23 protein-coding genes are annotated in these 20,447 nt (G+C 65.7%); 15 read left to right on the top strand and 8 right to left on the bottom strand.

Going from position 1 to position 20,447, the window contains the following annotated elements; all coding sequences use genetic code 11:
- Positions 1 to 56 precede the first annotated feature (56 nt).
- Complete coding sequence (gene ripD / locus JOF57_RS10650; RefSeq protein WP_209916299.1) at positions 57 to 689, bottom strand: NlpC/P60 family peptidoglycan-binding protein RipD; 633 nt, start codon at positions 687 to 689, stop codon at positions 57 to 59.
- Positions 690 to 956: 267 nt separating this feature from the next.
- On the opposite strand from ripD, the gene tenA reads away from it, so the two are divergent.
- The gene (tenA, locus tag JOF57_RS10645; RefSeq protein WP_209916297.1) at positions 957 to 1,640 is read left to right on the top strand and encodes a thiaminase II; all 684 of its coding nucleotides are present in this window, start codon (positions 957 to 959) and stop codon (positions 1,638 to 1,640) included.
- A gap of 70 nt (positions 1,641 to 1,710) precedes the next feature.
- Here the strand turns inward: tenA and tpx are convergent, their stop codons facing one another.
- Complete coding sequence (tpx, locus tag JOF57_RS10640; RefSeq protein WP_209916294.1) at positions 1,711 to 2,202, bottom strand: thiol peroxidase; 492 nt, start codon at positions 2,200 to 2,202, stop codon at positions 1,711 to 1,713.
- 62 nt (positions 2,203 to 2,264) lie between these two features.
- On the opposite strand from tpx, the gene JOF57_RS10635 reads away from it, so the two are divergent.
- Positions 2,265 to 3,158, top strand: a complete 894-nt coding sequence (locus tag JOF57_RS10635) for an aminoglycoside phosphotransferase family protein (RefSeq protein WP_209916292.1) — start codon at positions 2,265 to 2,267, stop codon at positions 3,156 to 3,158.
- A 3-nt stretch (positions 3,159 to 3,161) separates the two neighbouring features.
- Here JOF57_RS10635 and JOF57_RS10630 read toward each other — a convergent pair whose 3' ends face one another.
- Together JOF57_RS10630 and JOF57_RS10625 are read right to left on the bottom strand one after the other, a co-directional pair.
- The gene (locus tag JOF57_RS10630) at positions 3,162 to 3,485 is read right to left on the bottom strand and encodes a hypothetical protein (RefSeq protein ID WP_209916291.1); all 324 of its coding nucleotides are present in this window, start codon (positions 3,483 to 3,485) and stop codon (positions 3,162 to 3,164) included.
- A 160-nt stretch (positions 3,486 to 3,645) separates the two neighbouring features.
- Entirely contained in the window at positions 3,646 to 4,614 is a 969-nt protein-coding gene (locus JOF57_RS10625) for an o-succinylbenzoate synthase (protein ID WP_209916289.1), read from the bottom strand.
- A 102-nt stretch (positions 4,615 to 4,716) separates the two neighbouring features.
- Between JOF57_RS10625 and JOF57_RS10620 the strand changes: the two genes are divergently transcribed.
- Entirely contained in the window at positions 4,717 to 4,962 is a 246-nt protein-coding gene (locus JOF57_RS10620) for a hypothetical protein (RefSeq protein WP_209916288.1), read from the top strand.
- Positions 4,963 to 4,981: 19 nt separating this feature from the next.
- On the top strand, positions 4,982 to 5,644 hold the full coding sequence (locus tag JOF57_RS10615; protein WP_209916287.1) for an MOSC domain-containing protein: 663 nt from the start codon (positions 4,982 to 4,984) through the stop codon (positions 5,642 to 5,644).
- Between the two features lie 41 nt (positions 5,645 to 5,685).
- Here the strand turns inward: JOF57_RS10615 and JOF57_RS10610 are convergent, their stop codons facing one another.
- The 3 genes from JOF57_RS10610 to JOF57_RS10600 all read right to left on the bottom strand — a co-directional run bounded on the left by JOF57_RS10610 (position 5,686) and on the right by JOF57_RS10600 (position 8,513).
- Positions 5,686 to 6,375 carry an Rv0518 family GDSL lipase gene (locus tag JOF57_RS10610; RefSeq protein WP_209916286.1) on the bottom strand — a complete coding sequence of 230 codons (690 nt, stop codon included), beginning with the start codon at positions 6,373 to 6,375 and terminating at the stop codon, positions 5,686 to 5,688.
- Between the two features lie 155 nt (positions 6,376 to 6,530).
- Positions 6,531 to 7,745, bottom strand: a complete 1,215-nt coding sequence (locus JOF57_RS10605) for an acyltransferase family protein (protein WP_209923235.1) — start codon at positions 7,743 to 7,745, stop codon at positions 6,531 to 6,533.
- Between the two features lie 216 nt (positions 7,746 to 7,961).
- Positions 7,962 to 8,513, bottom strand: a complete 552-nt coding sequence (locus JOF57_RS10600; protein WP_209916285.1) for an Rv1352/Rv1906c domain-containing protein — start codon at positions 8,511 to 8,513, stop codon at positions 7,962 to 7,964.
- A 100-nt stretch (positions 8,514 to 8,613) separates the two neighbouring features.
- Between JOF57_RS10600 and JOF57_RS10595 the strand changes: the two genes are divergently transcribed.
- The 5 genes from JOF57_RS10595 to JOF57_RS10575 all read left to right on the top strand — a co-directional run bounded on the left by JOF57_RS10595 (position 8,614) and on the right by JOF57_RS10575 (position 14,443).
- A complete protein-coding gene (locus JOF57_RS10595; protein WP_209916284.1) occupies positions 8,614 to 9,774 on the top strand; it encodes an alkaline phosphatase family protein in 1,161 nt (386 codons plus the stop codon).
- A 47-nt stretch (positions 9,775 to 9,821) separates the two neighbouring features.
- On the top strand, positions 9,822 to 10,148 hold the full coding sequence (locus JOF57_RS10590; protein WP_209916283.1) for a DUF732 domain-containing protein: 327 nt from the start codon (positions 9,822 to 9,824) through the stop codon (positions 10,146 to 10,148).
- A gap of 29 nt (positions 10,149 to 10,177) precedes the next feature.
- Complete coding sequence (locus JOF57_RS10585) at positions 10,178 to 10,657, top strand: DUF5078 domain-containing protein (RefSeq protein ID WP_209916281.1); 480 nt, start codon at positions 10,178 to 10,180, stop codon at positions 10,655 to 10,657.
- 415 nt (positions 10,658 to 11,072) lie between these two features.
- Positions 11,073 to 11,546 carry an MmpS family transport accessory protein gene (locus JOF57_RS10580; protein WP_209916280.1) on the top strand — a complete coding sequence of 158 codons (474 nt, stop codon included), beginning with the start codon at positions 11,073 to 11,075 and terminating at the stop codon, positions 11,544 to 11,546.
- Positions 11,543 to 14,443: an MMPL/RND family transporter gene (locus JOF57_RS10575; RefSeq protein WP_209916278.1), complete on the top strand. Its 2,901-nt coding sequence runs from the start codon at positions 11,543 to 11,545 to the stop codon at positions 14,441 to 14,443. The genes JOF57_RS10580 and JOF57_RS10575 overlap by 4 nt, the downstream gene beginning before the upstream one ends.
- Here the strand turns inward: JOF57_RS10575 and JOF57_RS10570 are convergent.
- Complete coding sequence (locus JOF57_RS10570) at positions 14,440 to 15,213, bottom strand: ArsR/SmtB family transcription factor (RefSeq protein WP_209923234.1); 774 nt, start codon at positions 15,211 to 15,213, stop codon at positions 14,440 to 14,442. The two genes, JOF57_RS10575 and JOF57_RS10570, sit on opposite strands and share 4 nt — an antisense overlap.
- 549 nt (positions 15,214 to 15,762) lie before the next feature.
- Here JOF57_RS10570 and JOF57_RS10565 point away from each other — a divergent pair.
- The 6 genes from JOF57_RS10565 (at position 15,763) to JOF57_RS10540 (ending at position 20,425) form a co-directional block, all read left to right on the top strand.
- Complete coding sequence (locus JOF57_RS10565) at positions 15,763 to 16,419, top strand: C40 family peptidase (protein WP_209916276.1); 657 nt, start codon at positions 15,763 to 15,765, stop codon at positions 16,417 to 16,419.
- A gap of 53 nt (positions 16,420 to 16,472) precedes the next feature.
- A complete protein-coding gene (yaaA, locus tag JOF57_RS10560; RefSeq protein WP_209916274.1) occupies positions 16,473 to 17,219 on the top strand; it encodes a peroxide stress protein YaaA in 747 nt (248 codons plus the stop codon).
- A 415-nt stretch (positions 17,220 to 17,634) separates the two neighbouring features.
- Positions 17,635 to 18,159 carry a hypothetical protein gene (locus JOF57_RS10555; RefSeq protein ID WP_209916272.1) on the top strand — a complete coding sequence of 175 codons (525 nt, stop codon included), beginning with the start codon at positions 17,635 to 17,637 and terminating at the stop codon, positions 18,157 to 18,159.
- Between the two features lie 43 nt (positions 18,160 to 18,202).
- The gene (locus JOF57_RS10550) at positions 18,203 to 18,424 is read left to right on the top strand and encodes a hypothetical protein (protein WP_209916270.1); all 222 of its coding nucleotides are present in this window, start codon (positions 18,203 to 18,205) and stop codon (positions 18,422 to 18,424) included.
- A gap of 153 nt (positions 18,425 to 18,577) precedes the next feature.
- The gene (locus tag JOF57_RS10545) at positions 18,578 to 19,480 is read left to right on the top strand and encodes a fructose bisphosphate aldolase (RefSeq protein ID WP_209923232.1); all 903 of its coding nucleotides are present in this window, start codon (positions 18,578 to 18,580) and stop codon (positions 19,478 to 19,480) included.
- Positions 19,481 to 19,510: 30 nt separating this feature from the next.
- Positions 19,511 to 20,425 (top strand): alpha/beta fold hydrolase, encoded by a 915-nt coding sequence (locus JOF57_RS10540; RefSeq protein WP_209916269.1) that lies wholly within the window; start codon positions 19,511 to 19,513, stop codon positions 20,423 to 20,425.
- Positions 20,426 to 20,447: the final 22 nt, after the last annotated feature.

The raw sequence follows: 20,447 nt of genomic DNA, 5'->3' as shown, positions 1-20,447 counted from the left end.
GTCGACGGGTCAAACCCTACGGAAGGGTTGGGCTGCCCCGGCGCACGAGTATGGACTCAGGCGATGATGCGGACCAAATACGGGGTCATGCCCTCGCCGCGCACCGGTGTGACCGCAACGGCGGGATCGGTGCCCTGGATCATCTGGTTGTCGCCGAGGTAGAGCGCCACGCTCTGGGTGCCCTCAGGTCCGTAGAAGATCAGGTCACCGGGCAGCGCCTGGGCGGGCAGCACCTTCTGCCCGACCTTGTATTGCTCACCGGACGACCGCGGCATCTTCACCCCGACCCCGCCGAAGGCATAGACGATGAGTCCGGAGGCATCGAATCCGACCACATTCGCCGAGGGATCCGGCGCAAGTCCGAAACCCGGAGCGACCGGGGCAACCGGAGCGACCGGGGCGGCGAGCGCGGGGGTCGACAAACCCGGGGTCAGTCCGCCCGCGAGCGGCGGCGTCGTCGTCGGAAGCAGACCCGGGGCCGGGAGGCTGCGGGCGACGCCACGGGTCGGCCCGTTGATGTCCCCGCCGCCGTAGCTGAAGGGCACACCGCGCTGCGACATCGCGCGCGCGATCACAAGGTCGATAAATTGCTGGTTGCCGGTCGGGCGTTCGATCGGTGCGGCGCCGGCCAGTCCGGGAGCCGCTACCAGGAATGCCAGACCGAACAGCAGGGCAAAGGTACGTCTCATCGAACATCAACTCTCTCGACCAGCAAAAGGAGACACCGACCGCTGGTCGTTGTCAGCCGGGTCAACCATTTGTACCGCCGAGTAACCGATTTGCCCAATTAGCATGGGGCACAAGATCGATCAGATGCAGTACCGTGACCCAACGGTTACCCGAGGCAAAGCGCTTGCAGCCGGTCCGGTTTGACAGCACCACCCCGAAAACGGTTGTGGTACAGGGTATGTAGAGAGGGGTAACCGCGTTTGCCGATCACCTGACACGATGGTGGCATGCACCCCGACGAACATCCGCAATCCTGGTCGGCCCGACTGTGGGAGCCGATCGAACCGACGTTCACCGCGATCCTCGCGCACCCGTTCCTGACCGGCCTGACCGACGGCAGCCTCGACGACGCGGCGTTCGCCCACTACGTGGCACAGGACGTCCACTACCTACGCGACTATGCCCGCGCCTTGGCCATCGTCGCCGCCAAGGCCCCCGCCCTGGCCGACACCGCGATGTTCTCCCGGCATGCCGCCGAGGTCTTCGATGTCGAATTGGGTTTGCACAGCGAACTGCTCCCGGAGTTGGGGCTGGATATCGAGATGTTGAACGCGACGCCGGTCGCACCGACGACCCGCGCTTACACGAGCTATCTGCTGGCCACCGCCTACGGCGGCACTTTCGCCGAAGGCTTGGCGGCGGTGCTGCCGTGCTACTGGATCTACGCCCGGGTCGGGGCGGCGCTACTGGAACGCGGATCACCGGATCGGCGTTATCAGCGGTGGATCGACAGCTACGGCGGCGACGAATTCGCCGCCACGGTTTCTGAAGTGCTCGCCCTGACCGATCGAGTCGGACCGACACTGGGCGGGGCGGACGAGGCCGCCGCACGAACTCATTTCGAGGTCACGGCGAAATACGAATGGATGTTCTTCGACGCGGCTCATCGCCGCGAACAATGGCCCATCTGAGGGCGGCCCACCGGTTGCCCGTACCGTTCTTCGCCGACGCGCAGGCGCCGGCGAAGAACGGGGACGACTACTACAGCGCGGCCAGCGCCGCGTCGTAGTTGGGCTCCTGGACGATCTCGGGCACCAGTTCGGTGTAGACCACGTTGCCGTCGGCACCGACGACGACGACGGCGCGTCCCAACAGACCGGCCATCGGACCGTCGGCCATGGTGATTCCGAAATCCTCTCCGAAGGAGTCACGGAACGTCGACGCGGTGACGACGTTCTCGATCCCCTCGGCGCCGCAGAAACGGCTGAGTGCGAACGGCAGATCCTTCGACACGCACACGACGGTCGCGCCGCCGTTCGCCGCGCGCTCGTTGAAGGCACGCACGCTGGCGGCGCATATCCCGGTGTCGACCGACGGGAAGATGTTCAGCACCACTGGCTTGCCCTGGAACTGATCGCTGCTGACGGCGCCGAGATCGGTGCCGACGAGCGAGTAGCTCGGGGCCGGGCTACCGACAGCGGGCAGGTCGCCGACCGTGTTGATGGGGTTTCCCTTGAGAGTTATCTGTGCCATAGGGCACAGTCTGTCAAAACCGGATGCCGCGCGGGCGCGCCGGGGTGCGACGATGGGGCACGATGACCGATCTGCCCGAGGCCGTGCGCGCGATGGCCCGGCGCGGGCCGCAGTGGCAATCGTGGGTCGATGGCTTGCCGCGCACGATCCGGGACCAATTCGACGAGTGGGATCTGCACCCCGACGGGACCGCGCTTCACGGCTATTGCTCGATCGTGCTGCCGGTACGGACCGATGAGGGTGTGCCCGCAGTTCTCAAGGCCGCATTTCCCGACGACGAGTCCGAACACGAACACCTGGCGTTGCGCCGGTGGGCGGGCGCCGGCGCGGTGCGGTTGCTGCGCGCCGACCCGCACCGTCGGACGATGCTGCTGGAACGGCTGCACCACCGAAACCTCAACGAGCTCTGGGACATCGAGGCATGCGAGATCGTCGCCGATCTGTACGGCCGAATTCATGTGCCGCCCCTGCCCCAGCTGCGGTCACTCGCCGAATACACCGCGCGGTGGAACGCCGACCTGGCGCGACTCCCCCGCAACGCCCCGGTTCCACGGCGGCTGGTGGAGCAGGCGATCACCCTCGGCAGGGATCTCGCCACCGATCCCGACGCCACCGGCACCCTGATCCACGGCGACCTGCACTACGAGAACGTCCTCGCCGCTGACCGCGAGCCATGGCTGCTGATCGATCCCAAGCCGATGAACGGCGACCCGCATTACGAGCTCGCGCCGATGTTGTGGAACCGATGGGATGAGCTGGCCGGCTATGTTCGCGAGGGTGTCAGGCGCCGGTTTTCAGCATTGGTCGACGCGGCCGGCCTGGATGGCGAACGGGCCCGAGCCTGGGTGATCGTACGGATGGTGCACAACGCGATGTGGGAGCTGACCGAAACGCCCGAACCCGACGCAGACTGGCTCACCAGATGTGTGGCGATTGCCAAGGCGGTGCAGGACTGACGCTCAGATGACCTTGTACGTGAGGTCGTACAGTGCGCCTGCGCCACAGAACTGCCGGGTGAGCTCTCCCCGCCCCAGCTCGTCCGAGCGGATGAAGATCGAGCCGACATCCTCCATATCGTCGGTACGCAGGTCCACCTCCCTCAATACGATCTCCAACTGGCCGTCGAACGGCAGCAGTCGGTCCAGATCCACCACATCCCCCTGGCACATCGAGACAGCCTTGAACTGAAACCCGTCAGCTCGGCTGATACTGAGCGCGTCGGTCCCACCGGAGTCCTGGGTCTTTACGGCCCGGAGTTCCGACAGCTTCGCGAACAACGACATGGCATCCTCCGTTGGATCTTCCCGCCAGCGGTAGCTGACGCAGTCGATTCTCGAGTTGCCGCCACGTCGCACACATGCGTAGTGCGCTACTTGAATCTGTTCGGCGAAGGTTGCTGCTCCCGGTCCTGCATGATCTCCCCTGAAACGACATCAGTGCAGTTCAGGAGGCAGAAATGGCACTCTGGAGGCGCTCGCGCCACCACGCCAGCCGGGCCGGGTCGATCACGGCGTATTGCTCGAGTCGGTCGCGCTGCGGCTCCGGGGGCATCGGCGCGACGGGGAGGTAGCCATCCACCGCGACCAGGGAACGCGAATCCGCGACGACGTCGCCGGCGAGAAATCCCCTGGTCCCCAGCTCGCACGCGAACGCCAACTGGGGTAGCGCGCCCGCCAGCGCGAGCCCCGCCGCAAGTCCGATGGTCGTCTCCAGCGTCGAGGTGACCACGCAGGGCAACCCGCAGGCCTCGGCGACGCGCAACGCGCGCCGGACCCCGCCCAACGGCCCCGTCGCGAGTACGGCGATGTCGGCTGCCTCGCCGAGCCGCAGACCCATCGGATCGTCGGATTCGCGGATCGACTCGCCGGCCGCGATGGGCACCTCGACCCGGCGCCTCACCTGCGCCAGCTCACCGATCGTGGGGCACGGCTGCGCGATGAACTCCAGTCCGCCGGCCGCGCGATCGAGAGCAGCGATGGCGGTGACCGCGGTGTCCGGATCCCACCGCCCCTTGGCGTCACATCTGAGGGCGCCATCCGCGCCGAGCCCGTCGCGCACGGCCCGGACCCGCTCGATGTCCTGGGCCAATCCCCCGACACCGACCTCGACCGCCGCGGTCCGACAACCCGATGCGGCGGCGATATCGCGCGCCCGCGCGGCGTCGACGGCAGCGGGAATGGTGGCCGCGATGGGTACTCGTCCACGCACCGGATCGGGCCAGCCGACGGTCCCTGGCTCGATAGCCGCCGTGAGCCAGCGGCCCAGCGCGGGCTCATGCGGCAGCGGGCTGAATTCCCCCCAGCCCTGCGGCCCCTCGATGAGCATGCCCTCGCGCATCGAGAGCCCGGCGACCGGCTCGATGGTCGGGATGGCGAAAACCGGCGCACGGTCAAAGTCGATCAGGGTCTGCACAACCACGTGACGCTAGCGGACGGAACCGGCCGTGGGCAGACAACCCGCGGCTTAGACTGCGCCCGTACGTCCGGAGAGGTGTAGCTCATGAGGAGACAACCAATGACGAGCGCGGTATGGCGCGGGGTATTCACAGTGGTGTCGGCCGCGGTGCTGTCGGCCGGCTCGATGGCGGTGGCCACGATCGTGACGCCGGCGCTGAGCTCGGCGTGCGCTCCCGGGGAAACCGGCGTCATCTACGGTTGTGCACCTTTCTGCATACCGGGTCGGCAGCTCGACACCGCGACCGGGCTGTGCATGCCGGTGCGGCCGCCGGCCGCGGATGGCGTTGCGACGCCGCTCTTCTAAGCCCACTACGCTGTGCGTCATGGCGCACGTTCTGACGGTCAACGTGGCGCATCCACGACCGAACACCGCCGAGGGCCGCGCCGTCACCGGCATCGACAAACGGCCCGTCGACGGGGCTGTCGCGGTACGCGCACCGGGTCCGATGCATGGCGGGCTCGGTAGCGGCCTCGTCGGCGACACGATCGGCGACCAGCAATTCCACGGCGGCGACGATCAAGCGGTGTACGCCTACGCCCGTGAGGACCTCGACAACTGGCAGACCGAGTTGGACCGTGAGATCGCCAACGGCGTGTTCGGCGAGAACTTGACGACGGCGGGCATCGACGTCACCAACGCCGCCCTCGGCGAGAGGTGGCGGGTCGGTTCCGACGGGCTCGAGCTCGAAGTGTCCCGGCCACGTATCCCCTGCCGGACGTTCGCCAACTGGTTGCAGCTCAACGGATGGGTCAAAACCTTTACCAGAGCAGCGATTCCGGGCGCCTACCTACGTCTGGTGGCACCCGGTGCGGTGTCGGCGGGAGATGAGATCGTGGTGACCGATCGGCCCGACCACGGCATCACCATCGGATTCGTGTTCCGGGCGCTCACCCTGGAGCCGAATCTGCTTCCCGAGATCCTGCGGGCCGATGCCCTGCCCGAACCCCTGCGGGAGCTCGCCGAACGCCGCACCGCCTCGGGCTGATTGACGGGGGCCCACCTCGGCGGGGCAGGCTGTTCCCCCGCTCAGATCCAGCGCGGAAGTTCGTTGCCGATCAACGGGGCGATCTTGTCGGCCATGTAGGCGTGGCCGGCGTCGGTCGGGTGGATGCCGTCGGCCCCGATCAACTCCGGGTTGTCGAAGAACCAGCGCTCGGCGATCGGATCGACGAACGTCGCCCCTACCTGCCGGGCCTGATCCCGCAGGATGTCACGAACACCGAACAGATTCGGCGGAACATCGGCGTTCACCCACGGCGGCCCGATCACCAGCATCCGGGCGTTGGGCGCAGCCTGCCGTGCCATCATGAGGGCATCGTGGCTCAACCGGGTGACCAGACCCAGGTCGGCGTCCTTGTCGTTACGCGACCCGAAGAAGACGATCAATGCGTCGTCAGGCTGCACTGCCCTGGGCGTCAGGTCGGCGAAGACGTTGCCGCGGTTACCGCGCGCCTCGTAGCCGGCGCCACCCTCGGCAACCACATCGGCGTCCACCTGCACACCGCGTTGTGCCAGCTTCTGCCAGGCCAGCGGCGCCCAGTTTCTCGGGCCCATGCCTCCCTCAGCGAGCATGCCGGTGGTGTAGGAGTCCCCGATCACCGCGATGTGGTTGATCTGGGGGTCCAGGCCCGAAGTGACAAAGCGCTGCTGAGGAGCCTGCGCGAACAGCCCGACCAATAGGCCGAGTGAGACGATGAAAATGGTCAGACGACTCACTGCAACCTCCACTGCCGGCGAGACTCAATTCGTCCCGGACCGCGATACCGGGACAGCCTAAGGTGTGAATCACGACCGTAGATAGGCGGTCGGTGACACAGCGATAACAAGGGCATAACAACCTGTCGCGCACGGGGTTTGGATGGTTACAGCGGTCAGCCTGCGCGGGCTGTAACCTCGTCGGACCGGTCTGCCGACTCAGTGTCTATCCGGTGCAGTTTCTGGTTCGACCCCTCGACCGGGCGGATGTCGACCATCCGGCGCATCCATCGCCTGGCCGGCTCCTCCACGAGGTGGTACAGCGCGATCGCGCCGATCACCGAGATCGCGAACAGCCCGAGCAGTGTCGCCTTACCCGAGAGCGTGGGTGTCAGGGTCAGCTCGAATTGCCTGGTGGTCCAGATCCAGGCGGTATGGACCAACTCGTGCACCATGTACAGGCCGAACGAGATCTGTCCGCCGTAGACCAGAAGTCGGGTGGACAGCAATGCCGGCAGGCTGCCGATGCCTACCGCCAAGGCGACGACCTGCGGGACGAAAAGGATGTCGACCATCCCGCCGGCATCGCCGACGGTGTTCAACGGGTGTTTGTCGAAGAAGTACAGTCCGCCGACGATGGCCGCGCCCAACACGATCGAGAGATAGCCCGCACGCTTCCGGGTCCGATCCGTCAGATGCAGCTTGAGCACCGCGGCGCATGCGAGCGCACCGGCGGTGAACTGCATGACGATCCGGGGCAGCCAACTCCACGGGGTGTAGAAGTGGCCCGTGGCCATCAACAGCACGACCGGTGGTACTGCAGCGACGATGGCCAGCAGGATCAGTCCGCGCGCCCGGGTGGCACGGGCGATCCGGAAGATGACCAGGATCAGCGCTCCGAACAGCAGGTAGGCCAACCACTCGGCGCTGATCGACCATGCCGGCCCGTCCCAGCTCGTGCCGTCGAAGTAGGGCTGGAACCACAGCTGAACCAGGAACAGTTGCCGCACGTAGCTGATGGCGTTGTAGCCACTGGTGTCCTCAGGTGGGATATGCCCGACGTTGAGGGTGAAGATCAGCCACAGTGCCGCCAGGTGCAGCGTGACGAGGTACACCGGCCACACCCGCGACAACCGCAGCCACAAGAAGTGCAATGTGGCCCGGGTGGACCAGGTCGGCCCCATCCGGTCGATGTAGTTCCAGGTGAGAACGAATCCGCTGAGGATGAAGAACAGGTCGACGCCTTGTGCGCCACGATCGAGCACGGGAGCGAGCGCTTCGGTGACATCAGGTGCCACCTGGTAGAGCAAGGGCCGGAAGTGGAAGAGAACCACCCACACCGCGGCAACGACGCGCAGTCCCGTCAGGGCCTTGATCTCTGCGCCGCGCACAACACCCTTTTCCGTATCCACCGAGCTGATTCGTCACGTTCCCGCCGCGACTGGCCGGGCGGATCAGCCCGCGATTCGCGCAACCGGCAGCCCTCGCAGACTAGCAGCGGGCCGGTGCCGGTCGCGCTCCCCACGCGGTGTGCGCTTCCCGTGTCACACGCTTGGGCACGCGAACACCGGGGCGGGTGAGCTTGTGCAGCAAAGCATTTGCCGACGTTACGGCATCGGCACCGAGGAACCGTCGTAGTTGCGGGCGTTGTTGTTCAGCGTGTCCATCCACGAGCGCAGCTTGGCCCCGCCGACCAGCGCCGGGATCGGGCCGCTGGCCGGAGTTTCGGGGACGGCGTCGGTCGGCTGCCATGGCTGGCAACCACTCGTCTTGAACGCCTTGTCGGTCGCCTCGATCGTGATGACCTGTGGCTTCTTGGTGAACGCGTTGTCGATGATGTCGCCGCCGTGCAGATCGGCCATGCGTTTCCAGTAGCAGGTGCCGCCCTCGACCGGCCCAGCCGAGGCGTAGTTGCCCGGCTGGATGTCGGTACCGACCATGAAGAGGCCGTCGTGGTCCATCGTCTTCACGGCAGCGGGAGCCGCGGGGGCGTCCGGAGCCGCGGGGGCTGCTGGGGCCGTCGCGACTGGACCCGGGGGCGGACCGGGCGCAGGGCCAGGAGCCGGCGCGTCCGGGTCGGCGCTGGCGATGCCACTGAACGCCCCGCCTGCAGACACCACCAGGGCGGCCGCGAGGATCACGGCTTTCATCGGCTTCATGAAAATCCAGGGTACCGGGTAGCGCGGAATGCTCGGGCGCCATTGGGTGGAGGTCTGCGGCGACAAAACCCGCCCACGTGATCTGTGGCACGCTCGCGGTGTGGAGCCAGCGCGTCCCGATCCCGATGCACCCCACCTGGCCGATGTGGTCCCGTCGGTGCTCGCCGCGATGGGCGCACCTGGGTTCGATGCCCGGATTTCCTGGCCCGGCCCGATCCGCGGAGCATGCGTTCTGCTGATCGACGGACTCGGCGCCGACCTATTGGCCGCCCATGCCGCCGATGCCCCGGTCCTCACCGCCTTGTCGGATACGACAGCCAATCCGACACTGCACGTCGGGTTCCCGTCCACCACGGCAGCGGGTTTGGCGGCGATCGGTACCGGACATCGCTCGGGTGAACACGGATTTGTCGGCTACTCGTTCCGGGTCCCCGAAGCCGGCCCGGAATTCGATGTGATCAACGCGCTACGGTGGCGCCCCCATCCGTGGGGACCCGATCTTCGAGATCGCGTGGTGCCCGAACAGATCCAACCGGCGCCCACCACCTTCGAGCGGGCCGGACAGGCCGGTTTCGAGGTCTCGGTCGTATCGGGCGCCGCGTACGCCGGTTCCGGACTGACCCGGGCGCTGCTGCGCGGCGGACGTTACGTCGGCGTGCATGCCCTCGGCGATCTCGCTGCCGAGATCATCGCGGCCGTCGCAGGCCACGGCTTCTGCTACGGATACCACGCCGACCTCGACCTGATGGGCCACCTGCACGGGCCCGGGTCGCCCGCCTGGCGGATGGAGTTGCGGCAGGTCGACCGCCTGGTGGAGTCGGTGTTGGAGGCCCTGCCATCGGAGTGTCTGCTGACCGTGGTGGCCGACCACGGCATGGTCGCTGTCGATCCCGTGGCGGCAGTAGACATCGATGAATGCGGCCCACTCCGCGACGGGGTAGCCGCCGTCGGTGGCGAAGCCCGCGCCCGGCACATCTACACCGCCGCCGGTGCGGCCGACGACGTTCTCAGCGCATGGCGCGCCACCCTGGCAGACTCCGCATGGGTGATGTCTCGGAACGAGGCCATCGCGGCGGGCTGGTTCGGGCCTCGGGTATGTGACGACGTCCGGCCCCGAATCGGTGATGTCGTCGCCGCAGCGCGCGGCTCAGCTGCATTGCTGAGGCGCCAGGCCGAACCCCTGGAGTCCGCATTGATCGGCCATCACGGTTCGCTGACGCATGCCGAGCAATATGTCCCGCTGCTGTCGGCGATCGGCTGAGCGAACCGCACACCAGAAACAGGCTTAGATGGGCTAAGATTCACCGCATGAAGCTTGCAGGGCTGGCAGTGATCGGTGCCGCGGCGGCAATCGCCTTCGCCGCTCCCGCACAAGCCGAGATGGATACTGATTTCGCCAATGAGCTGCACACCTTTGGCATCTACGGGCAGCGGGACTACAACGCCTGGATCGCCAAGATCATGTGCAAGCGGCTCCACAACGGCGTCGACCACACCGCCCAGGACTCGGTCGGCTTCGTGAAGAAGCAACTGGCCAAGGACAGCACCGACGCCCAGGCCTGGCAGTTCACCGGCACCGCCATCAACTACTACTGCCCCGATCAGCGCTCCGTCTACGAGCAGGCCGCGCACTAACCGACTTTGGGAGCACCATGTCCAACCGCATGAGCGTCAAGAACCTGATCCGCACCGGCGTCGCCGCCTGCGCGGTCGCCGGCAGCCTGGTCGGGGCCGGAATCGCCACTGGCCTAGCTGGGGTCGGCACCGCCTCCGCCGATGCCACCGACGACTACCCCATCCCCAACCGCATCCTGCGCACCCCGTGTACCGCCGAACAGATCATGGCCGCCGCCCGCGACGTCGAACCCGTCTACTACGAGCGCTACATGATCGACTACAACAACAAGCCCGTCGCCGACCAGCTGGGCGCCCAGGACCGCATCCACTGGTTCTTCTCCATGGACTACGCCGGCCGCCGCCAATACTCCGAGAACACGGCCACCAACGCCTTCTTCGAGAACATGGCCTGGCGCTGGCCGAACTGGGCCAAACTGTTCTTCAACAACAAGGGCGTCGCCGCCAACACCACCGACGTCTGCCAGAACTACCCGCCCAACGACATGTCGGTCTGGAACTGGCACTGACCGAAACTCCACACGGGCTGGGTATCGCTGCCGACACGGCGGCGAGGCCCAGCCCGATTCCGTTAGCTCCATCACATCCGGTAGCACAGATTCAACCCCGGAGCGCAGTTGACAGGGCCGAAAAAGCCGTTTGACCTCGCACTACGAGGCTGTTGCCGAAGTCGGGAGTGCACCGACAGCACGGCGTCACCGCGGCCGCGGCATCACACCTGTGTCACCGTTTTGTCACTCATTTAAATAAGCTAATATCTCGCTAAGTTTTTAGTTAGCCATTCGGCTAGACAGCGAGGCATATCAAGGTGAACATGGTGCACGGGCGCTCCCCCATCGACTGCAATGCCGACGGCGTGGCCGCTTCACCTCACCGCCTCAATACCCACACTGCCCACAACCGACGGACCGGTGCCATTTCACGATGACCAACGCGACGAAAAACTCTCGCCGGAAGCAGTTTTCACTTTCGGGCCTGGCCAAGAGGTTCTGGATTCCGTTGATCATCGTCGCGGTGGTGTTCGTCGGTGGATTCACAGTGATGCGGGTTCGCACGTTCTTCGGCGCCGGCGGCGGCGCCGGGATCTCCAGCGCCAAGGTCGATGACACCAAGCCCTTCGACCCCAAGGTCGTGGTCTACGAGATCTACGGCGTGCCCGGGGCGACGGCCGACGTGAACTACCTCGATCTCGACGCCCAGCCCCAGCGCATCGACGGGGTCACCCTGCCGTGGACGCTCCGTCTGGAGTCCACCGCGCCGTCGGTCTTCCCCAACATCGTCGCGCAGGGCAACGGCGACACCATCAGCTGCCGCATCACCGTCGATGACGAGCTCAAGGACGAGAGAACCTCCAACGGCGTGAACGCCCAGACCTTCTGCTTGGTGAAATCTGCATGAGCACCCACGACGCCCCCACTGACGCCTTCCCGGTCGCCGGGTCGCCGCGGCAGGCCCAGCAGGGTGGGATCGCCAAGTGGATCCGGCGGCTGGCCATCCCGATCATCATCGGCTGGGTCGCCCTCATCGGCATCCTGAACACCGTTGTGCCCCAGCTCGAAGAGGTGGGCAAGATGCGGTCGGTATCGATGAGCCCCGACCAGGCTCCGTCGATGATCGCCATGAAGCGTGTCGGCGAGGTGTTCCAGGAGTTCAAGTCCAACAGCTCGGTCATGGTCGTGCTCGAGGGCGACGAGCCGCTCGACATCAAAGCGCACGATTACTACGACGAGGTCGTCGCCAAGCTCGAGGCCGACAAAGCCCACGTTGAGCACGTCCAGGATTTCTGGGGCGACCCGCTGACCGCCTCGGGCGCCCAGAGCTCCGACGGCAAGGCCTCTTACGTGCAGGTCTACACCGCCGGTAACCAGGGCGAGGCGCTGGCCAACGAATCTGTCGAGGCCGTCCAGAAGATCGTCGAGAGTGTCACGCCGCCGCCGGGCGTCAAGGCCTACGTGACCGGGCCGGCTGCGTTGGCCGCCGACCAGCACATCGCCGGTGACCGCAGTGTGAGGATCATCGAGGCGCTGACCTTCACGGTCATCATCATCATGCTGCTGCTGGTCTACCGCTCCATCGTGACGGTGCTCCTCACGCTGGTCATGGTGGTGCTGTCGCTCTCAGCGGCGCGCGGCGTCGTCGCCGCTCTGGGCTACTACAACGTCATCGGTCTCTCGACGTTCGCCACCAACCTGTTGGTCACGCTGGCCATCGCGGCGTCCACCGACTACGCGATCTTCCTGATAGGCCGATATCAAGAGGCCCGAAGTGTCGGCGAGGACCGGGAGCAGTCGTACTACACGATGTTCCACGGCACCGCGCATGTGGTGCTGGGCTCAGGCCTGACCATCGCCGGCGCCACGCTGTGTCTGCACTTCACCAATCTTCCGTACTTCCGGTCGCTGGGCATCCCGTTGGCCATCGGCATGGTCACCGGCGTTGTCGCCGCCCTGACGCTGGGACCGGCGATCATCTCGGTGGCCAGCAGGTTCGGTAGGACGCTGGAACCCAGGCGGGCCATGCGCACCCGCGGCTGGCGCAAGATCGGTGCCGCGGTCGTCCGCTGGCCCGGGCCGATCCTGATCGCCACCATCGCACTGTCACTGATCGGGCTGCTGACCCTGCCCGGGTACAAGACCAACTACAACGACCGTCAGTACCTCCCGGCGGATCTGCCCGCCAACACCGGCTACGCCGCGTCTGACCGCCACTTCTCGCAGGCCCGGATGAACCCCGAATTGTTGCTGATCGAAAGCGATCACGATCTGCGCAACTCGGCGGACTTCCTGGTCGTGGACCGGATCGCCAAGCGAATCTTCCAGGTACCCGGCATTTCTCGGGTCCAGGCCATCACGCGCCCACAGGGAACGCCGATCGAGCACACCTCGATCCCGTTCCAGATCAGCATGCAGGGCACGACCCAGATGATGAACATGAAATACATGCAGGACCGCATGAAGGACATGTTGGTTCAGGCCGACGAGATGCAAAAAACGGTCGACACCATGGAGAAAATGCTCCGGCTGACCAAGGAAATGTCGGACACCACCCACAGCATGGTCGGCAAGATGCACACCATGGTCGTCGATGTGGCCGAAATGCGCGATCACATCGCCGATTTCGACGACTTCTTGCGACCGATCCGCAACTACCTGTACTGGGAACCCAAGTGCTTCAACATCCCGCTCTGCTGGTCGATGCGTTCGGTCTTCGACACCCTTGACGGCATCGACACCATGACCGACGACATCCAGAAACTGATGCCGGACATGGACCGTCTCGATGAGCTCATGCCACAGATGCTCACGATCATGCCCCCGATGATCACGACGATGAAGAACATGAAGAACATGATGCTGACGATGCAGGCCACGATGGGCGGTCTGCAGGATCAGATGGAAGCGATGATGGAGAACCAGACGGCCATGGGCCAGGCGTTCGACGCTTCCAAGAACGACGACTCGTTCTATCTGCCGCCGGAAACCTTCGATAATCCGGACTTCAAGCGCGGCATGAAGATGTTCCTGTCCCCCGACGGGCACGCAGTGCGTTTCATCATCAGCCATGAGGGCGATCCGATGAGCCCCGAAGGGATCTCCCACATCGAGGGGATCCAACAGGCGGCCAAAGAGGCCATCAAGGGCACCCCGCTGGAGGGCTCGAAGATCTACCTCGGCGGCACCGCGGCCACCTTCAAGGACATGCAGGAAGGCGCCAACTACGACCTGATGATCGCCGGAATCGCGGCCCTGTGCCTGATTTTCATCATCATGTTGATCCTCACCCGAAGCGTGGTCGCCGCCGCTGTCATTGTCGGCACCGTGGTCCTGTCGCTCGGCGCATCATTCGGCCTGTCGGTGCTCATCTGGCAGCACCTGATCGGGCTCGAGCTGCACTGGATGGTGATCGCGATGGCGGTCATTGTGTTGTTGGCCGTGGGTGCGGACTACAACCTGCTACTGGTCGCCAGGTTCAAAGAAGAGATACATGCCGGCCTGAACACCGGCATCATCCGCGCCATGGGCGGTACCGGCTCGGTGGTCACCTCGGCGGGCCTGGTGTTCGCCTTCACCATGATGTCGATGGCGATCAGCGAACTGGCCGTGATCGGCCAGGTCGGCACCACCATCGGCCTGGGTCTGCTCTTCGACACCCTGGTCATCCGGTCCTTCATGACCCCGTCGATCGCCGCGCTGATGGGCAAGTGGTTCTGGTGGCCGCAGCGGGTGCGCCAGCGTCCCCTGCCGGCGCCGTGGCCCACTCCCGTCCAGCGCGAGCCGCAGGACTCGCTGGCCTAGGCTGCCTGCTCCAGTCCGGACTTCAGGCTGGACAGTTTGATCGGCCAACCGTGCGAGATCATCTCTCGCACGGCGCCGGCCGGGTCGAAACCGTCGTGGCTCAGCGTGAGCTTCACCTGATCCCCGACCGGTTCGATGTCGAACGACACGCGCGACCGGGGTTCGGCCGCCGCCTTGACGATGTCCTCCTCGTTCACGTCCGGGGCAATCTGTCGCAGTTCGGGCGTAAACGCGTGGTACATGAAGGCCAACCGCTGATACGCGTCGGACTCGACGATCACCTGCTCGGGGTCATCGATCCGTAACCCGCCTTCGACCCAGGTGTAGGTCGAACCCTTCTGCCACTCGGATTCGATGGCATGTCCCAGATAGCCGCGGGAGTACGCCGGGTTGGTGATCGCCTGCCACAGCCTCTCCGGCGTGGTGAGGATGTAGGTGGTGTACACGAACTCTCCGGGCTTGCCGGGGCTTTCCAATACCGTCTTCAGGTCAGCGAAGGCCTCCACCCGCGTGGAGTCGTATCGGTCGATCCAGCGGTCGGCGATGGCGTTGATCGGTTCGGCATTGAGGTAGTGCAATTTCTCCCTGCCCTGACGCAGGGTCGTGACGAGGTTGGCCGCCTCCAGCACCGCCAGATGCTTGCTGACCGACTGCCGGGCCATCGACAGGCCGCTACAGAGCTCTCGCAGGCTCTGACCGTTCGTGTCGTTGAGGCTGTCGAGCAGCAGTCGCCGACTCGGATCCGCCAGTGCTCTGAAGACCTCGTCCACCCTCACCATCCCGTCATACGCAACCCGCCCGGCTACCCCATCGATTATGCAGCCAATTGGCTGCATGTCAACGCTTCGCCGGGCCCTGGCGCAGGCCTCAGAACCGTCGATCACCGTGCGGGACCGGCGGCTCCCAGCCACCATCGGAAGGGGTCGACGTTGCCAGCACCTCAGAACACCCGCTCCAGATATATGGAGTGCACGTCAGGTGTGCCGATATCGACACCGACGACGTCTCAGGTTCGGGCGCGTGATACGTCGTGCTCCGAAAACTCCTTCACATCAATGAAATTCAGGTTTGAGATCGGCCGTCGAAGCCATGTGCAGCGTACCCAAACGCAGTACAAACCCCAGTGCCGCAGCACTATTGACGATAGTTCGATACGTCTACCGATAGCCGGTGATGCACCCGCCGTTGGCAACCGAATTGCACGTGCAGACAACCACACCCAATCCCAAAATGCGTGAAGCAGTCCATACGCGGCATCGGTTGTGAACGGAGTCACAAATTTTGCCCGCTCAAAATCAGCTCTGCTAGCGTCCCGCCGCATGTTTGCTATCGCGACGCTTATGGCGCTTGTCCAGCAGGTTTCGGGCACGCCGTACATCTCGGGTGGAGACTCGCCGGCCGGTACCGACTGCTCAGGTCTGGCTTCCTGGGTCAGCAATATGGCGACCGGCCGCCCGGTCTACGGGGACCGGTTCAACACCGGAAACCAGGAGCGTGCGCTCCTGGCCCGCGGCTTCAAGTACGGGACACAGCCCGGCGCCCTGGTGATCGGCTGGAACAGCGGCCACACCGCCGTGACCCTGCCGGACGGCACGGCGGTGTCCTCGGGCGAGGGCGGCAACGGCGTCAAAGTTGGCGGCGGCGGCGCATACCAGCGCCAGTTCAACCGCCACATGTACCTGCCCATGGCAGTGGAAGCGCCGCAGGACGCCCCCATCGACCCGTTCGCGCCTCCGCCGCCCCCGCCTATCGATCCGATGGCGGCCCCGGCACCCATCGACCCCTTCGCTCCCCCGCCGCCCCCGCCGATCGATCTCATGGCCGCCCCGGCGCCCATCGACCCGTTCGCACCGCCGCCGCCGGCCGAGGCGATCCCCCCGGTGGCCCCGATGGACGCCCCGGCACCCATCGTGCTGGATGTCCCGCCCCCGCCGGCGCCCCCTGCGCCCGACGTACCGGCGCCGATCGCCGTCTGACATCACACCGGTCGGTGGTCCGCGAGCCGCGAACATTCGGATAGCGTCTGGATGTGATCGTGCTCCTGCCACCATCGGAGACCAAACGCACCGGCGGGGACGGCCCGCCGGTGCGTTTGGACATTCTGAGCTCGCCCGAACTCACCCCGCTCCGCCAGTCACTGATCGACGAGCTGGTCACACTTGCCGCCGACCCGCCGGCCTGCCGGAAGGCGCTGGCCATTTCCGCCGGCCAGGATGCCGAGATCGAACGCAACGCTGCACTACGACAGGCACCCACGATGCCGGCCATCGAGCGATATACCGGGGTGCTCTATGACGCCCTCGACGTCGGATCGCTGCGCGGCGCGGCGGCCGTGCGGGCCCGCAGCCGTCTGGCCGTCGGATCCGCACTGTTCGGTCTGCTCCGCGCCGATGATCCAGTGCCCGCGTACCGGTTGTCGGCCTCTTCCAAACTGCCCGGACAACCTGGGCTGGCCACCCGCTGGCGCCCACGGTTGGAACCGGTGCTGGCCGACCTTTCCGCTCACGAGCTGATCGTCGATCTGCGATCCGGCTCCTACGCGGGTCTCGGCCGGATCCCCGGTGCGGTGCGGGTACAGGTGCTGGCCGAACGCGCCGACGGGCAACGCACCGTGGTGAGCCACTTCAACAAGGCACACAAGGGCCACCTGGCCCGCGCCCTGGTCAGTTCCCGAAGCGAACCCGACAGCGCCGCCGCTGTCGCGGCGGTGGCCCGCCGAGCCGGAATGAAGTTGGAGCGCGATGACAACGAACTCACCGTCGTGGTGCCGGCCTGACGGCTGAAGTGCCTTCGCCGGGCAGGTGACTGAAATAGTTTTGCCGGCTGCAGCCCAAGTTGGCGATCCAAATCGCTTCTGCCTGCGGCGGGCTAACGCTTCGCGAGAATACGAGTTCGAATCGCACTGTTGCCGAGCAACTTTCGGTGCGGCAGTGCCACCGCAGCGCGAACGGCCCACAAAGCGACCGGATTTCGGCGAATTCCCGGGTGTCGCCACAGCGGCGGGTCTCGTCGTGCACAATATGAGCTCGCGTCAGCGCCCGTCGCCTGTGCCACGCCCATCACACCGCCATCCTCCGGGAGCAAGCTTGGTCACCCGCCCAGTTTCCACACCGCATCCCTCGTATCAGCCGGTTCGTCATGGACGGCACCGGAAGGCGCCGCAACGGCAGTGGCTGCCCGTCGGGATCGGGATGGCGGCTGCAGCGGTGGTCAGCTCCATGCTCACCGCATTCGTCATCATCACTACGTTGGCTTCCAAGCTTTCCGCCAGGGACTCGGTCTACGCCGTCGGTGCCAGAACGTATGAGGTGAAACCGAACCACCCGCAATTACCGGTCTTCACCGAGCGCGGTGCCGCTCCGATGGTCGCCGCGTTCGCATCCGACGGATCCGGCTTCGTCGACACCCAGGCACGCTGCCGCGATACCCAGACCGCCAGGGCGATCGGCCGCACCGAAGGCTCACTGGTCGTGATCTGCCTGGACCGCACCGGCCGGCTGGAATATCACGGTGTGCGGCTCTCCGACCATGCCGCCCTCGCGGCATCAGCCGACGTCACGCCCGGCCGCAGGTTCGTCGCCCGCAACTACCAGGTGAACTACGCGGTCTCACCGACCGAGTTGCTCGTCACCGCGGGAAGTGCGGTCCTCAAACGGGAACCGATGGTCGAGTACCGCGAGATTCTTTCCGCGCCGGTCGTGCTGGCACCGAGATGACCGCGCTAGGCTGGCCGTTCATCGGCCAGGCGGCGGGAGATCGATGTCCACATTCTGGCGCTATCTCTACATCCAGGCCATGGTGTTCGTGGTCGGTATCGTCGGACCGATCTTCCTGGCTGTTTACTTTGCCTCGCAGCCCGATCCGACTCTCAAATGGATGTACTTCGCGGGTCTGATCGTCACCGCGGCCGATGTGCTCATCGCACTGGAGTTGACCCGCCGCAGCCAACCGTCGGACACTCTCGGCAATCTGCTGGGGTAAGGCGATCCGGGCCGGCCCGACGGGTGGCAGTTGCCGCCATGATGTAGCCGCATATCCTCTGAGGCGAACGGTGCGCCACCGGCGGTGACCGAACCGGCGCCCCTACCGAACAACAACATCGCCGATGCCGTCTTCAAAGGAGTAGACAACCTCATGGTGAACCAGCAGCAGGCCGACAAGATGACCACGGGTAAGGGCTTCATCGCCGCGCTCGACCAGAGTGGTGGGTCGACCCCCAAGGCCCTCCGTCTCTACGGTGTCGAAGAGAGCGCCTACTCCTCCGAAGAGGACATGTTCGACCTGATCCACCAGATGCGCTCACGCATCATCACCTCCCCGGTGTTCAACGGTGACCGGGTGCTGGCCGCAATCCTGTTCGAACAGACCATGGACCGCTCCATCGACGGCAAGCCCACCGCGACCTACCTCTGGGAGGACAAGGGCGTGGTGCCGCTGCTCAAGATCGACAAGGGTCTGGCCGAGGTCGCCGACGGTGTGCAGGTGATGAAGCCGATGCCCGGCCTGGACGAGCTGCTGGCCCGTGCCGCGAAGAACGGCATCTTCGGCACCAAGGAGCGCTCGGTGATCGGCGCGGCGAACGCCGACGGCATCGCCGCCGTGGTGGCCCAGCAGTTCGACGTGGCCAAGCAGGTACTCTCGCACGGCCTGATCCCGATCATCGAGCCCGAGGTCACCATCTCGATCTCCGACAAGGCCGCGGCCGAGGACCTGCTCCGCGACGAGATCACCAAGAACCTCGACGCGTTGCCCGCCGACCAGAAGGTCATGCTCAAGCTGACGCTGCCGACGGTCGCCAACCACTACCAGTCGCTGGTCGATCATCCGAAGGTGATGCGGGTCGTGGCGCTGTCCGGCGGCTACTCGCGCGATGACGCCAACAAGATGCTCGCCGAAAACACCGGCGTGATCGCCAGCTTCAGTCGGGCGCTCACCGAGGGTCTGTCGGCCCAGCAGAGCGACGACGAGTTCAACGCCACGTTGGACAAGTCCATCCAGTCCATCTTTGAAGCCTCTGTCGCGTCCGGCGCAGAGTAACCGAACTCCGGCGAGGCGAGGCACACGAAGATGGTCATCCCGATCGATCGCCCCAAGCTGGAGGGCAACGTCGCCGTCGGCGACGGCCGTCAACTCGGCTTCGCCGAATTCGGTGACCCGCAGGGCCGTGCGGTCTTCTGGCTGCACGGCACCCCGGGCGCCCGCAGGCAGATCCCGACCGAGGCCCGGATCTACGCCGAGCGGAATCACATCCGGTTGATCGGGGTGGACCGGCCGGGCATCGGTTCGTCCACCCCGCACCAGTACGACCGGGTGCTGGATTTCGGTGACGATCTGCGCACCATCGCCGACACCCTGGGCATCGACAAGATGTCCGTCATCGGGTTGTCCGGCGGCGGTCCCTACACGCTGGCCACCGCGGCCGCCATGCCCGACCGGGTGGTGGCGGCCGGGGTGCTCGGCGGCGTGGCTCCGATGGTCGGCCCCGACGGGATCAGCAGTCCGCTGATGCAGCTCGGTGCGGCGGTCGCACCGATCCTGGAGGTCGCCGGTGCGCCGATCCGATTGGCCGCGTCCGGACTGATCCGGTTGATCCGCCCGGTCGCCTCCCCGGCCCTGGAGATCTATGCGCGGATCTCCCCCGAGGGCGATCGGCGCATGCTCGGCCGGCCCGAGTTCAAGGCGATGTTCCTCGACGATCTGCTCAACGGCAGCCGCAAGCAGCTGGCCGCCCCGTTCTACGACATCGTGGTGTTCGAGCGTGACTGGGGCTTCCGGCTCGACGAGGTCAAGGTTCCGGTGCGCTGGTGGCACGGCGACCATGACCACATCGTTCCGTTTGCGCACGGCCAGCATGTGGTCTCACGGCTTCCCGATGCGGTGATGACCGAGCTGCCCTACGAGAGCCACCTCGGTGGACTGGGCTGTGCCGAGGAGATCATGGGCACGATGATCTCGGTGTGGGACGAGGCGAAAACTGATTGAGTCCATCGAGGGTTGACCTCAA

Origin of the sequence: Mycolicibacterium lutetiense (assembly GCF_017876775.1) — a bacterium.
Lineage (GTDB): Bacteria > Actinomycetota > Actinomycetes > Mycobacteriales > Mycobacteriaceae > Mycobacterium > Mycobacterium lutetiense.
This window is presented reverse-complemented; position numbering and strand designations above follow the sequence as displayed.

Excerpts from the sequence above, each read along its gene's own strand:
- ripD (WP_209916299.1), bottom strand. The coding sequence starts at position 689 with ATGAGACGTACCTTTGCCCTGCTGTTCGGTCTGGCATTCCTGGTAGCG.
- tenA (WP_209916297.1), top strand. The coding sequence starts at position 957 with ATGCACCCCGACGAACATCCGCAATCCTGGTCGGCCCGACTGTGGGAG.
- tpx (WP_209916294.1), bottom strand. The coding sequence starts at position 2,202 with ATGGCACAGATAACTCTCAAGGGAAACCCCATCAACACGGTCGGCGAC.
- JOF57_RS10635 (WP_209916292.1), top strand. The coding sequence starts at position 2,265 with ATGACCGATCTGCCCGAGGCCGTGCGCGCGATGGCCCGGCGCGGGCCG.
- JOF57_RS10630 (WP_209916291.1), bottom strand. The coding sequence starts at position 3,485 with ATGTCGTTGTTCGCGAAGCTGTCGGAACTCCGGGCCGTAAAGACCCAG.
- JOF57_RS10620 (WP_209916288.1), top strand. The coding sequence starts at position 4,717 with ATGACGAGCGCGGTATGGCGCGGGGTATTCACAGTGGTGTCGGCCGCG.
- JOF57_RS10615 (WP_209916287.1), top strand. The coding sequence starts at position 4,982 with ATGGCGCACGTTCTGACGGTCAACGTGGCGCATCCACGACCGAACACC.
- JOF57_RS10600 (WP_209916285.1), bottom strand. The coding sequence starts at position 8,513 with ATGAAGCCGATGAAAGCCGTGATCCTCGCGGCCGCCCTGGTGGTGTCT.
- JOF57_RS10590 (WP_209916283.1), top strand. The coding sequence starts at position 9,822 with ATGAAGCTTGCAGGGCTGGCAGTGATCGGTGCCGCGGCGGCAATCGCC.
- JOF57_RS10585 (WP_209916281.1), top strand. The coding sequence starts at position 10,178 with ATGAGCGTCAAGAACCTGATCCGCACCGGCGTCGCCGCCTGCGCGGTC.
- JOF57_RS10580 (WP_209916280.1), top strand. The coding sequence starts at position 11,073 with ATGACCAACGCGACGAAAAACTCTCGCCGGAAGCAGTTTTCACTTTCG.
- JOF57_RS10575 (WP_209916278.1), top strand. The coding sequence starts at position 11,543 with ATGAGCACCCACGACGCCCCCACTGACGCCTTCCCGGTCGCCGGGTCG.
- JOF57_RS10565 (WP_209916276.1), top strand. The coding sequence starts at position 15,763 with ATGTTTGCTATCGCGACGCTTATGGCGCTTGTCCAGCAGGTTTCGGGC.
- JOF57_RS10555 (WP_209916272.1), top strand. The coding sequence starts at position 17,635 with ATGGCGGCTGCAGCGGTGGTCAGCTCCATGCTCACCGCATTCGTCATC.
- JOF57_RS10550 (WP_209916270.1), top strand. The coding sequence starts at position 18,203 with ATGTCCACATTCTGGCGCTATCTCTACATCCAGGCCATGGTGTTCGTG.
- JOF57_RS10545 (WP_209923232.1), top strand. The coding sequence starts at position 18,578 with ATGGTGAACCAGCAGCAGGCCGACAAGATGACCACGGGTAAGGGCTTC.
- JOF57_RS10540 (WP_209916269.1), top strand. The coding sequence starts at position 19,511 with ATGGTCATCCCGATCGATCGCCCCAAGCTGGAGGGCAACGTCGCCGTC.